The organism is Micromonospora endophytica (genome assembly GCF_003236305.1).
Taxonomy (GTDB): domain Bacteria; phylum Actinomycetota; class Actinomycetes; order Mycobacteriales; family Micromonosporaceae; genus Micromonospora; species Micromonospora endophytica.
The window spans coordinates 1-11,692 of the sequence record NZ_POTX01000190.1; the positions used below are offsets into that span (position 1 = coordinate 1).

9 protein-coding genes are annotated in these 11,692 nt (G+C 72.2%); 1 reads left to right on the forward strand and 8 read right to left on the reverse strand.

Features of this window, described 5'->3' with window-relative positions; translation table 11 throughout:
* Positions 1–94 precede the first annotated feature (94 nt).
* The 6 genes from C1I93_RS22615 to C1I93_RS22640 all read right to left on the reverse strand — a co-directional run bounded on the left by C1I93_RS22615 (position 95) and on the right by C1I93_RS22640 (position 7,814).
* Complete coding sequence (locus C1I93_RS22615) at positions 95–379, reverse strand: putative quinol monooxygenase (protein WP_111245309.1); 285 nt, start codon at positions 377–379, stop codon at positions 95–97.
* A gap of 87 nt (positions 380–466) precedes the next feature.
* Positions 467–1,225, reverse strand: a complete 759-nt coding sequence (locus C1I93_RS22620; RefSeq protein ID WP_111245310.1) for a MerR family transcriptional regulator — start codon at positions 1,223–1,225, stop codon at positions 467–469.
* 37 nt (positions 1,226–1,262) lie between these two features.
* On the reverse strand, positions 1,263–3,590 hold the full coding sequence (locus C1I93_RS22625; RefSeq protein WP_111245311.1) for a putative bifunctional diguanylate cyclase/phosphodiesterase: 2,328 nt from the start codon (positions 3,588–3,590) through the stop codon (positions 1,263–1,265).
* Positions 3,591–3,755: 165 nt separating this feature from the next.
* Positions 3,756–5,273, reverse strand: a complete 1,518-nt coding sequence (locus C1I93_RS22630) for a hypothetical protein (protein ID WP_111245312.1) — start codon at positions 5,271–5,273, stop codon at positions 3,756–3,758.
* Between the two features lie 28 nt (positions 5,274–5,301).
* Positions 5,302–6,444 (reverse strand): hypothetical protein, encoded by a 1,143-nt coding sequence (locus tag C1I93_RS22635; protein WP_111245313.1) that lies wholly within the window; start codon positions 6,442–6,444, stop codon positions 5,302–5,304.
* Complete coding sequence (locus tag C1I93_RS22640) at positions 6,441–7,814, reverse strand: MFS transporter (protein WP_111245317.1); 1,374 nt, start codon at positions 7,812–7,814, stop codon at positions 6,441–6,443. The genes C1I93_RS22635 and C1I93_RS22640 overlap by 4 nt, the downstream gene beginning before the upstream one ends.
* A 478-nt stretch (positions 7,815–8,292) precedes the next feature.
* Between C1I93_RS22640 and C1I93_RS22645 the strand changes: the two genes are divergently transcribed.
* Complete coding sequence (locus C1I93_RS22645; RefSeq protein ID WP_111245314.1) at positions 8,293–8,826, forward strand: VOC family protein; 534 nt, start codon at positions 8,293–8,295, stop codon at positions 8,824–8,826.
* Between the two features lie 72 nt (positions 8,827–8,898).
* On the opposite strand, the gene C1I93_RS22650 is transcribed toward C1I93_RS22645, so the two are convergent.
* Both C1I93_RS22650 and C1I93_RS22655 read right to left on the reverse strand, forming a co-directional pair.
* Positions 8,899–10,239 (reverse strand): class I SAM-dependent methyltransferase, encoded by a 1,341-nt coding sequence (locus C1I93_RS22650; RefSeq protein ID WP_111245315.1) that lies wholly within the window; start codon positions 10,237–10,239, stop codon positions 8,899–8,901.
* The gene (locus C1I93_RS22655; RefSeq protein ID WP_111245316.1) at positions 10,236–11,618 is read right to left on the reverse strand and encodes an FAD-binding oxidoreductase; all 1,383 of its coding nucleotides are present in this window, start codon (positions 11,616–11,618) and stop codon (positions 10,236–10,238) included. Before C1I93_RS22655 ends, C1I93_RS22650 begins: the two co-directional genes overlap by 4 nt.
* Between the last annotated feature and the right edge of the window lie 74 nt (positions 11,619–11,692).

An 11,692-nucleotide genomic window follows, 5' to 3' on the forward strand; every position in this document is an offset into this window, starting at 1 on the left:
GGTCTTAGCGGCGGCAGCGTGAGGTGTATAAAAGAGCCAGGGCCCGCCCGGCCCCGCACCCCTGAGCCGCCGTAGACCCTCGGCCGGAGCGGCCTCAGGGTGACTCGACCGCGCCGATCCGGAACTTGTGCACCTCGGTGCCGACGAGCGCCACCTGCTGCTCCGGCTCCGGGCCGGAGCCGCGGAAGTCCAGCAACTGCTCGTCGGACTCCCACCGCTCGTAGACGTTGATCCGCCCCGGCTCGACCAGATCTGGACTGATGGCGAAGTCGACACAACCGGGCGCCTCGCGCGCCTGCCTGACGATCTCGGCGCAGGTGGCCAGGTAGTCGTCCCGCTCGGCGGGGTCGACGTAGAGCGTGCCGGCGACGATCAACAAAGCGGACCTCCGGAGAGCAGAAGGGCGAACACGCCAGTCATACTCTCCCGCTCCGACACTCTCGAACCCACGATCACCCAGGACGGGTCACGCGCGGCTGATCGCGTTGGCGTGGATCGCCTCGTTCAGGTACCCGGTCAACCCGGGTGCCAGCTGCTCGTAGTGCCGCAGGAACCGCTCGTCGGCCAGGTACATGTCGGCCAGCCCGGTGTGGATCTCGTACGAGCACTCGTAGTACCAGCGGCTGATCTGCTGCCGGTGCTCCTCGGCCAGCTCCATCGCCGCCGGGGAGTCCGCCGCAGCACCCGAGGCCATCAAGGCGACGAACCGCCGGCCCCAGTCCTCGGTCTCGGCCTTGATCCGCTGCCAGTCGTCCTTCCCGTAGCCCGACACGCGGCGCTGTGACTCCCGGTATTCCTCGGTGCCGCCCCAGCGCTGCTCCGCCTCCTCGGCGTGCACCTCCGGATCGACGTCGCCGAAGACCTCGAAGCGTTCCTGCGGGGTCAGTCGAATGTTCACCTTGCTCGCCTCCATCGCGAACTCGATCGCCGCGACCATCTCCTGCAACCGCTTGATCCGTACCGTCAGCAGCTCGTGCTGGCGGCGCAGGTGCGCGTCCGGGTCGCTCGCCGGGTCGTCGAGGATCACGGCGATCTCTTCCAACGGGAACCCCAGCTCGCGGTAGTACCGGATCAGCTGCAACCGCTCCAGGTCCGCGTCGTCGTAGCGGCGGTAACCCGCACCGGTACGCCCGCCCGGCGACAGCAGCCCGATCCCGTCGTAGTGGTGCAAGGTCCGGACCGTCACGCCGGCCAGCCTGGCCACCTGACCCACCGTGTACGCCATGGTTCCCTCCTTCCGGCAACCACGGTCCCGCCTGCCGTTACGTCAGGGTCAAGTCCGATTCTGCGACGCCGGTCTCGCCCGGCGGGCGACGCTGGGCCAGGACGGTACGCAGCTCACCCAGGGCGGCCGGCCGGCCGTACCGGTAACCCTGCCCCTGCAGGCAGCCGATCGCGGCGACCGCGTCGTGCTGCCGGTCGGTCTCCACCCCCTCGGCCACCACCGCCAGGTCGAACGCGCCAGCCAGCCGGGTCACCATCTCCACTGTCGCGTACGCCCGGTTGTCCTCGGGGATCCGGGCCACGAACGACCTGTCGATCTTCAGCTCGGTGGCCGGGATCCGGTGCAGGTAGCTCAGTGACGAGTAGCCGGTGCCGAAGTCGTCGATGGCGATCCGGATGCCCAGTTCCCGCAGCTGGCTCAGCCGGTCGAGGACCGCGTCGCTCCCCTCGATCAGCGCCGACTCGGTCAGCTCCAGGGTCAACGCGCGCGGCGCCAGCCCGGCGCCGGCGGTGGCCTCGACGACCGTGGCGATCAGATCCGGCCGACGCAGGTGCGACGCGGCGATGTTCACCGCCACCGTTGCCGACGGCACCCGGTCCTGCCAGGTGGCGGCGGCCCGGCACGCCTCGTGGATCACCCACCTGTCGATCGGGAGGATCAGTCCGGTCTCCTCGGCCAGCGGCAGGAACCGGGCCGGGCTGAGCATGCCCAGTTGCGGATGCCGCCAGCGCACCAGCGCCTCCGCGCTGCGTACCGTCCCGGTGGCCAGGTCCACGATCGGCTGGAACTCCAGGTGCAGTTGCCCCTCGTCGACCGCCCGCCGCAGGTCGGCGATCAGCTCCGCCCGGCCCACCGCCGACTCCCGCAACGCCGGCGTGCAGCGCCGGTACGCCGACTTGCCGGCCGCCTTCGCCGCGTACATCGCGATGTCGGCGTCGCGCAGCAGATCGGTGTACGAGATGTGCTGCGGCCCGTACTCGGCGATGCCGATGCTCGCCGACGGGTGCACCCCGACGACCTCCTCGCCCGCCGAGGGGTGAAGCGCGGCCAGCAGCCGTTCCGCCAACCGCTCCGGTGCCGCCGGCCGGTCGCCGGTGACCAGCACCGCGAACTCGTCCCCGCCGATCCGGGCGATCATGCCGTCGTCGGCGACAGCCCGGCGCATCCGGCGCGACAACCCGGTCAGCAGCGTGTCGCCGGTGGTGTGCCCGAACCGGTCGTTGACCTGCTTGAACCCGTCCAGGTCCAGCAGCAGCACGGCCACCGGCTTCGCCCCGTGCAGGGCGGCCCGCAGCCGGCGGGTGAACGCCAGCCGGTTGGGCAGGCCGGTGAGCTGGTCGACGTAGGCGAGCTGCCGCAGCCGGGCCACCAGACGCAGGTTCTCGTTGGCCGCCAGGCTCTGCCGCAGCGCCAGCGCCGCCATCAGCGTCATCATGGTCAGGAACACCGGCAGCGGGGTGTGCCCGTCGGGTTCGCGGGCCAGCAGGGTCGCCACGATCGCCCCGCCCACCGGCAGGTACGGCAGCGCCACCCGCCACCGCGGTGGCATCGGCGACTCGCCGCAGTCGTCCGCGCGGTCGATGTGCGCCGGCGGGGGCAGCCTGGTCGCCGCACCGATCAGCAGGTAGCTCACCGGCCAGAGCACGTCGACCACCGTGCCGAGCTGGTAGGTGCCGGCGGCCACCCAGGACACGTAGATCGTGTCGGCCACCGCACGGACGGAGAGGCTCGCCGCCAGCAGGGTCAGGCCGCCCCACACCGGCCGGCCGCGACCGATCACCACCACCAGGATGGTCAGCTGCATCAGGTCGAACATCGGATAGAGCAGCCCGGCGGTGCGTAACGGCTCGTCGAGATCCGCCATGGTCACCGTACGGAAGATCAGCACCCAGCCCACCGGGACCAGTGCCAGCCCGACGATCACCCCGTCGAGCAGGGTCCGGGCCCGCCCCACCCGGGTGCGTGGCGCGGTGACCGAGCAGAGGATGGCAGTGGTGCCGGTGACCAGGCTGGCCACGAAGAGCAGCCCGATCGGCAGGGTGTGCGGCAGGTCGTCACCGAGCAGCCGTTGGATCGTCCACACTGCCCGCCCGGCCGCCGCGAGCACCAGGGTGGCCGCGAGCAGCAGCCAGAACCGGCGCATCGTCGCCGGCTGCCGGCGGGCCGCTCCGACGCAGGCCCACCCGGCCCAGACCGCCACCGTCAGGGCGCCGAGGTCGCTCACCAACTCCTGTGCGGGCAGGTCCGACGCCAACCAGACCGCCTCGCCGGCGATGATCGCGCCGACCGCGAGCAGGCCCCACCGACCGGCCCGTGCCCGCGCGGGCGACCGCACCACGGTCTGCTCGACGTCCTCTCGCGACACCGCGATCGCTCCGGCTCTCTCTCGTACGCATCCTCGACGGCGAGGCCCGGTCCTGGCAAACCCCGAAAGCCTAGCCACGCCCGCACCGGTTCTGCCAGGGCCGTGCGGACCGAGTCGCCGGGCCCGACGGGCCATTCGTAGATCCGGATACGTCGAGGTCGTCGGTCAGGCCCACTCCTCGTCCGGAGCAGGGTCGGGATCGGGCATGTCGACGGCGGACACCGGCGTGGGTGGGCCGCCGTGGGTCCACGGTGTCTCCTCCACGGTCGGGAACGTCCCGCCCGGCACGTACGCCTCACTCAGGGTGGTGTAGCACAGCCGCTCACCCACCTCCGGCACGCTGCCCGGCGTGGCGGTCAATCCCCGCCCCATCCCGCCGGAGAGCTCCAGCACCACCTCGGTCTTACCGTCGGCGACCGGGGTCACGAAGACCACCCGCGCCTTCTGTCCCGACCGGGCCGGGCTGGACAGGGCCGCCCCCACCGGCACCAGCACCGGGTCGGTGGTCACCAGTTGGATGCGCGGACGCAGCACCGGCCGCTTGCCGCTGTCGTCGACGCGGGCCGGGTCGGCGAGCACCACCTCACCGACGAACGCCTCACCGGTCAGCCGGTGCTCCGCCATCACCAGCGGATCGTCGTACGCGCGCTGCACCGCGTAGCTCGCCGCGGCCCGCTCCAGGCGATGCAGCCGGGCGGCGGCGGCCACCGCGCCGTCGCGGCGCGGCTGCGGCGCGCCACCGCCGTCGACATGCTCGGCGTGGGCGGTGAAGGCGTCCCGGTCACCCTCCCACCGGCCGGCCACCCGGGCTCCGGGCGGCAGGGCCCGCAGCAACCCCACACCGCGCCACATCAGCTCCCAGGTGGGCGTCAGCTGGTCGCGCAGCAGCCGCTCCAGCTCCGCGTACGCCTCGGCGCGCGCCGCCTCGTCGTCCCCGGCGGCGGCGTACGCCTCGATCGCCGGTGCCAGCAGCCGGTTGTCGAACTCGGGATCGGTGGCCGGGCCGGCCGGCGGACACACCGCCGGGTCCTCGGCCAGCGCCGCCGCCTCGGCCCCGCTCATCCGGCCCGGCGGCGCGATCCAGCCGAGCAACGCCGGCAGGTGCAGATCCTCCACCGCGCTCTGCCCGGTCGCCCAGTGCAACGTCAACGCCTGCGTCATCGCCACCAGCATCGACGACCCCGGACGTTCGGCCCGTTCGGTGAGGAAGGTCAGCCACCGACCCAGCAGCGGCACCTGCGGCGGCACCGGGTAATCCCCGTCGACGCGACGGAACCGGGTGGCCCGCCCCAGCAGCCGCAGGAACGTCACCCCGGCCGGGTTCGGCACCAGCACCTGCGGTGCGTCGAGGTAGCGCTGGCGCACCTCCCGACCCCGGTCCACGGTGATCGTCTCGGTGCCGGCGCGGTACCCGTCGAAATAGGGCAGCGCCACCGCGGCCAACTCGGCGGCGAAGGCGAACCGTTGGTCCCGGTTACGCGGCTGCGGCACGACAAGCAGCCGCCCCTGCCCGGGTGCCGACCCGACCATCGCCGCCAGCGGGGCGTTCGCCTCACCGGCCAGCGCCAACGGCACCAGCACCAGCGGTCGGGTGGCCAGGTGCAGGTGCCGCACGGTGGCCACCGGCTGCGCCACCCCGGCGGCGACCGCCTGGGCCGCCGCGAGCGCCCGCAGCGTACTCATGCCGACGTCCCGCCGCCGGTGGGCGTGCTCATGCCGGCGTGCCGAGGGCGTCGGCGCGCAGGCGGGCGGCGGTGCGCAGCAGCGCGGCGGCTTCCGCGCGTTCCGGGTCGGCCGGGTGGTCCCCGCCGGCCAGCGCCAACACCTCGTCGATGTCGTCGATGCCGCCGAGCGCCTCGCGCACCGGGCGGCCCAGCGTCCCGGTCTGCCCGCCCGCCTCGTGCCGACAGAAGTACGCCAGCTCGCAGCTGGCCAGGCAGTCCGGTGCGTAGTTGGCCCGCACCCGAGCCAGCGAGTCGACAAGGGCCGTCGCATCGTCCGCCGGGTCGGCGGTGAAGTCGGCAGGCACGCCGGTGAGCAGCACGTCGAGCTGGTCCATCCGGTCCAGCTGCCGGCGGACCACGAGCAGTTGTTTGCGTACGTCGATCAGGTGTGCGACCGGCCGGTTGGTGAAGTCGGCCGGGCAGACCAGCACCACCTCGTGCGAGACCAGCCGCGGGTCGTGGCCCCCGGCGGCGAGCAGTTCCCGCAGCGCCAGCACGTAGACGGCGGACTGCACGGCCGCGGCGGCCAGCTTGGCCGGGTCGGCCTGCCCGTCGATCACCGCGAACGACTTGACCTCGACCACGTGGAACCGGCCGCCCAGCCGGGCGGCCACCAGGTCGGGCTCCAGATACACCCGCCGTCCGGCCACGTCCAGCCCGAGCAGCGGATGGTCGAACAGGGCCGCCGCGTCGGTGCCGCCCGCCGGGTCGGCCTGCGGGGTCTCGGTGCCGGTCGGCGCCGGGCCGGTCAGGGCGGCGGTCAGCAGCGCGGCGGAGCGCTCTTCCCGGCCGGTGACGTCGTCGCGTCCGCCCAGGTCGGTCCAGCTCGCCGCCGCCGGCACCGGTACGCCGAGCCGTTCGGCGACCAGTCGCAGCAGCTCGGCACCGCCGTCGGCCTTGACCTGCGCCTCGAAGACGTTGCCTCGGGTGATGGCGAAGCGGGACTGGCCGAACCGGGCCGGGAAACCGATCCGCTCGGCCAGCAGTGGCTTGTCCACCCCGGCACCGTCCAGGACAGCCCGGCGGGTGCAGCCCGGGTTGCCGGTCAACGCCGCGATGGTGCGGGCGTTGTGTCGGCGGGGCGGGGTGTCGCCGCGGATCGTGGCCAGTCGCTGCTCGCTGCTCGTCACGACTGGCCACGATAGCCGCGTCGGAGCAGCACGGCGCTTACCACCGCCGCGCCCGCACTGATCGCCGCCATCGACCACAACACCGTCCGTAACCCAGCGGTGAACCCCGGGTCGGCGAGCCGGCCGGCGGTGGCGCTGGCCAGCACCGCGCCGACCACCGCGATGGCGATGGTCTCGCTGGCCAGCCGGGAAGTGTTGATCATCCCAGCGCCGGTGGCCGCCCGGTGCGGCGCGACACTGCCGATGGCCAGGGCGTCGAGCAGGCCGATCGAGAGTCCGACCCCGACACCGATGCTCAGCAGCGGCCCGGCCAGCGCGGCAGCGCCGCTGGACGGGCCGATCACGGTGGCCCAGGCGGCACCGGCGGCCACCACCGCCACCGACACGACGATCACCACCGCCGGCGGTACCGCCCGGCTTAACGCGCCGCCGAGGAAAGGGAGCAACACTGTCGGCGCGGTCAGCAGCAGCAACGTGACACCGGCCGTGCTGGGGGCCAGGCCGACCACGGTGGTGAGGTACGACGGCAGGTAGACGAGCAGCGGCACCAGCACCGCCACGATGACGGCCGCCGCCAGGCAGATGCCGACGAACTGGGGGTTGGCCAGCAGACTCAGGTCGAACATCGGATCGGTGCGGCGGCGTTGCACCCCGACGAAGAACAGCAACAGCACCGGCACGGCGATGAAGGCCGCCACGATCCGTGGATCGGACCAGCCGAACTCCGGCCCCTGCACGAATCCGAAGATGAGCAGCAGCAGCGCGGCCGTGAATGACACCGTCCCGGGCCAGTCGACCCGGCCGGCCCGTGGCGGGCGGGACTCGGGCAGCAGCGGCACCACTGTCAACACCAGCAGTGCGACGAGCGACGGCACGGCGAAGACCGCCCGCCAGCCGAACGCTTCGATGAGTAGCCCGGCGATGGACGGGCCGAAGGCCAGCCCGGCGCCGATCGTCGTACCGAAGGCACTGAAGGCGCGGGTGCGGGCCGCGCCGTGGAAGGTTCCGGCGAGGATCGCGCCAGCGCTTGTCGCCGCAGCGGCGGCACCGACACCGGCCAACGCGCGGAGCACGTTGAACAGCAGGAGGTCGTCGGCGGCCACGGCGAGCAGCCCCGCTCCGGCGAAGATGGCCAGGCCGATGGCGAAGACCCGACGCCTGCCGAACAGGTCCGCCAACGCGCCGGCGGCGAGCATGAAGCTGGCGAATGTGGCGTTGTAACCGTTTACCACCCACTGCACCCCGGCCAGCCCCGCGTCGAGATCCCGGCCGATCTCGGTCAGGGCGACCGCCGCACCGGTGAGCGACACCGGCAGCGCGAGGGTGGACAGCAGTACGGCGACCAGCACGAGCACCGGGTGGTTACGCAACAATTCTCCCCGTTGGCGACAGCCGCCCCAGCCTAGTCCCAGGCGTGGCGTGCAGGAGCGATGGTCATGAGCGGCCTGATTTCACTGTGAAATTTTGATTTCTCAGTGAAATCACGTCTGTTCGACAAGGTGCTCCTGGTGCGCAAGCCGGGCGCGGGCTGGTGCGGGGTCAGCGACGACCGGAGCGGTTCCACGGGGCGCGGGGCAGCGCGCTGCCAGCCACCGGCCGGCGGGGTCGACGCCGCCGACGCCGTCCCGGCGTGCACGGTGGCCGGGCAACGCCGTGCAGCGGCGGTGGGGCGGCTTGCCGGCCGATCAACCAGCGCAGAAACTCGGCCATCAGTGTGGCCGGACCCGACACGCGGCCGGTTCGACCGGCCCGAGAAGGAGAAGCATCGCCCGCCCGTACCCATTCGACGTGCGGTTGAATCCTCGCGGGCTTGACCCTCACGTCGCGTCAGCCCGCAGGGTGGGCCGCATGACCGACAACGACCAGGTTTATCGGAGTCCGGTACCCCCGCCCGGGCCGGACGCGGTGGCACCGGAGCTGTACCACGGCATCTACGGGATGCCGGCGTTCGTGACCATCCCCACCACCGATCTCTCGGCCTCGACGGACTTCTGGCTCCGTGGGCTCGGGTTCTTCGAGCTGTTCAGCATCCCCGGCAGGCTCGTGCATCTGCGCCGGTGGGCGTTCCAGGACGTGCTCCTCGTCTCGGCGGAGAGCGTCCCGGCGCAGGCACCGGCGATGAGCGTCAGCTTCGGGTGCGTGCTCTACGAAGTCGATTCCATTGTCGACGCGTGCCGTGCGGTGGACCCGAACTCGGTGGACGGCCCCCGGGACACACCCTGGAACACCCGCGACGTGGAGGTGATCACGCCGGAGAAGGCGCGTGTCATCTTCACCGCCGGGAAGCCGTTCGATCCGGCCAGCCAGGAGGCGCGGAACCTCGCCGCCGTCGGGATCGCCCCACCTGGCGCCGGGCGCGGCGCCGATGCGGCGGATGCCTGACGCCGATTTTGTCAATAGGTACGACGAAGGCCGCGCCGGCGGATCCGGCGCGGCCTTCGTCGAGTCAACCGGTCAGGGCAGCCAGTCCGGGCGCAGCGGGTAACCGTTCGTCGCGTCCGGGCCGTTGCGGGTGGCCAGGACCTGATGCAGTTGGATGCCGTTACGCTCGAACGCCAGCCGGGACCCGGCCATGTAGAGCCCCCACACCCGGGCGGTGCCGGTGCCGACCTCCGAGACGCAGAAGTCCCAGTGCCGCACCAGGTTGCGGCACCAACCCGCCAGCGTCAGCGCGTAGTGCTGGCGCAGGTTCTCCTCGTGGTGCACCTCCAACCCGGCGTCGTGGATCTCGCTGATCACCCGGCCCGGCCCGGCCAACTCACCGTCCGGGAAGACGTACCTGTCGATGAACGCCCCGGACCGGTGCGGCGCCCGGTTGTCGGCCCTTGTGATGCAGTGGTTGAGCAGTCGCCCTCCCGGGCGCAACCGGTCCCGCAGGAAGCCGAAATATGCCGGGTAGTTGCGGACCCCGATGTGCTCGGTGAGCCCGATCGAGGAGACCGCGTCGAACTGCTCCCGGGGCGCGTCACGGTAGTCCAGGTGCCGGACCTCGGCCAGCCCGGTCAACCCTTCACGCTCGATCGCCGCCTGCGCCCACTGCGCCTGCGCCCGGGACAGGGTCACCCCGAGCGCCTTGACGCCGTACTCCCGGGCCGCGTGCCGGACCATGCCACCCCAGCCGCAACCCACATCCAGCAACCGCATCCCCGGGCGCAGCGCGAGCTTGCCGGCGACCAGGTCGTACTTGGCCGCCTGTGCCTGCTCCAGCGTGTCGTCCGGGCTGCGGAACACCGCACAGGTGTACGTCATGGACGGGCCGAGCACCTTCTCGTAGAAGGCGTTCGAGACGTCGTAGTGGTGCGTGATGGCGCTGCTGTCGCGGATCCGCGAATGGCGCAACCCGCCGATGACCCGCTTCCAGCGCGGCAGCGCCTCCTGCGGCGGGGTCGGTGGCGGCAGCAACCGCTCCCAGCCCAGCCCGCGCACCAGCGCCAGCCCCTCGGCCAGCGCCGGTGGGCGGACCCGCAACCCGCTGAGCACCCGCAACGCCTCGTACGGGTCGCCCGGGTGCACCCCCTCCAGGGACAGGTCCCCGCTGACGTACGCCCGCGCCATGCCCAGGTCACCGGGGGCGGTGAGCAGATAGGACAGTCCTCGCTCGGAGCGGATGGACAGGGTGATGCCGGCGTCGGTCGGGCCGATGCCACTGCCGTCGTACCCGGTGACCCGCACCGGCAGCACGCCAGCGGTCACCGCCCGGACGACGTCCGCCACGGTGGCGCCACGCCGCTGTCCCCCCGGCGGTGGGGTGGCTGCGGCACCCGCCGCTCCCTGGCTTCGATCAGTGAGGCTCATGCCCGCGCAACCGCCTTTTCGTACAATCCGGTCAGCCGATGTTCCGGGTCGTACCGGTCCCGGACGGCACGCCACGCGTCGCCGCCGTAGAGCCGGTCGAACGATTCCCGGTCGTAGTACGCGTCGGAGTAGAGCGACTTGTGCCCACCCGCCTCCGACACCGCGCGCTCGATCTCCCGGTTGACGTCACCGTCGGCGGCGCCCTCGGCGATCGGCACACTCCCCCAGAACCCGATGTTGACGTAGTCCTGCCCCGGCCGGAGTGGGTACAGCGGCCAGGACCGGGCCGATCCCCCGCCCGCCGGTGCACGCAACCGCAGCGGGCACAACCACACCGGCGTCATCCGCACCCGCCCGGCGAACCAGTGCAGGAAATCCGCCGTACGCTCCAGCGGGATCTCCACGTCCTGCACGACCCGCTCCCGGGCCGGCTGGCCGCGCCACCTGTCGATCCGGGCCGCCACCTGGTGCCGGTGCTCCAGCCGGACGATCCGGTGGTAGACGTCGCTACGCCGCCACCGCGCCGGCCACAACCGCCGCACCACCGGATGCTGCACCCCGAAGGCGGCCGAGCACCAGAACCAGTCGGTGTCCCACCGCCACAGGTAGTCGTGCGTGGTCAGCGCGTCGTGCGGGCGGCCGCGCAGGGAGCGGTAGTAGATGTCCTGGCCGGTGTAGTCGGAGACCGCCGGCGCGTCGTCGGTGAAACCGCCGAGCACGAGGTATGCCTCGTCGGGGCTGAACATCACCCCGTCCATCGCGTCGACATCCTGCCCCGCCCAGCGACGGGTGGCGCTGATCTCCGCGATCGCGGCGGTCAGCTCGGTCAGGTCGGTGAAACGCAGGTTGCGCAGCGCCACGAACCGTCGGACCGGTTGCAGCTCGATGCGCAGCCGGGTCGCGTAACCGAGGCTGCCCAGCGAGTTCGGAAAGGCGGCGTACAGCTCGGCGTGCTCGCCCTCGGGCCGGGCGGTGACCACCTCGCCGGCACCGGTGAGCACATCCATCTCGATCACCGACTCGTGTGGCAGTCCGTTGCGGAACGAGGTCGACTCGATGCCCAGCCCGGTCACCGCGCCGCCCAGCGTGATGGTGCGCAACTGCGGCACCACGAGCGGCATCAGGTCGTGTGCGAGGGTCGCCTCGACCAGCCGTTCGTAGGTGCACATGCCCTGCACGTCGGCGGTGCGGGTGACCGGATCGACGGCCAGCACCGCACCGAGCCCACTGACGTCAAGCCCCGGCGCCCGGGGCGCGCCACGTGGCCGGAACAGATTGGACGTCCGCTTGGCCAACCGCACCGGCTGACCGGAGGGCACCGCCGCGTACGAGCGTCGCAGCTGCGCAACCGCCAACTCATGATCACGCACGGCACTCATGCGCTCACTTTACGCGCCACCCCCGACCATCGTGGGATGTCCACCGCACCCTCTTCGCGTTTCCCAGCCTCGCC

Excerpts from the sequence above, each read along its gene's own strand:
- C1I93_RS22620 (WP_111245310.1), bottom strand. The coding sequence starts at position 1,225 with ATGGCGTACACGGTGGGTCAGGTGGCCAGGCTGGCCGGCGTGACGGTC.
- C1I93_RS22630 (WP_111245312.1), bottom strand. The coding sequence starts at position 5,273 with ATGAGTACGCTGCGGGCGCTCGCGGCGGCCCAGGCGGTCGCCGCCGGG.
- C1I93_RS22645 (WP_111245314.1), top strand. The coding sequence starts at position 8,293 with ATGACCGACAACGACCAGGTTTATCGGAGTCCGGTACCCCCGCCCGGG.
- C1I93_RS22650 (WP_111245315.1), bottom strand. The coding sequence starts at position 10,239 with ATGAGCCTCACTGATCGAAGCCAGGGAGCGGCGGGTGCCGCAGCCACC.
- C1I93_RS22655 (WP_111245316.1), bottom strand. The coding sequence starts at position 11,618 with ATGAGTGCCGTGCGTGATCATGAGTTGGCGGTTGCGCAGCTGCGACGC.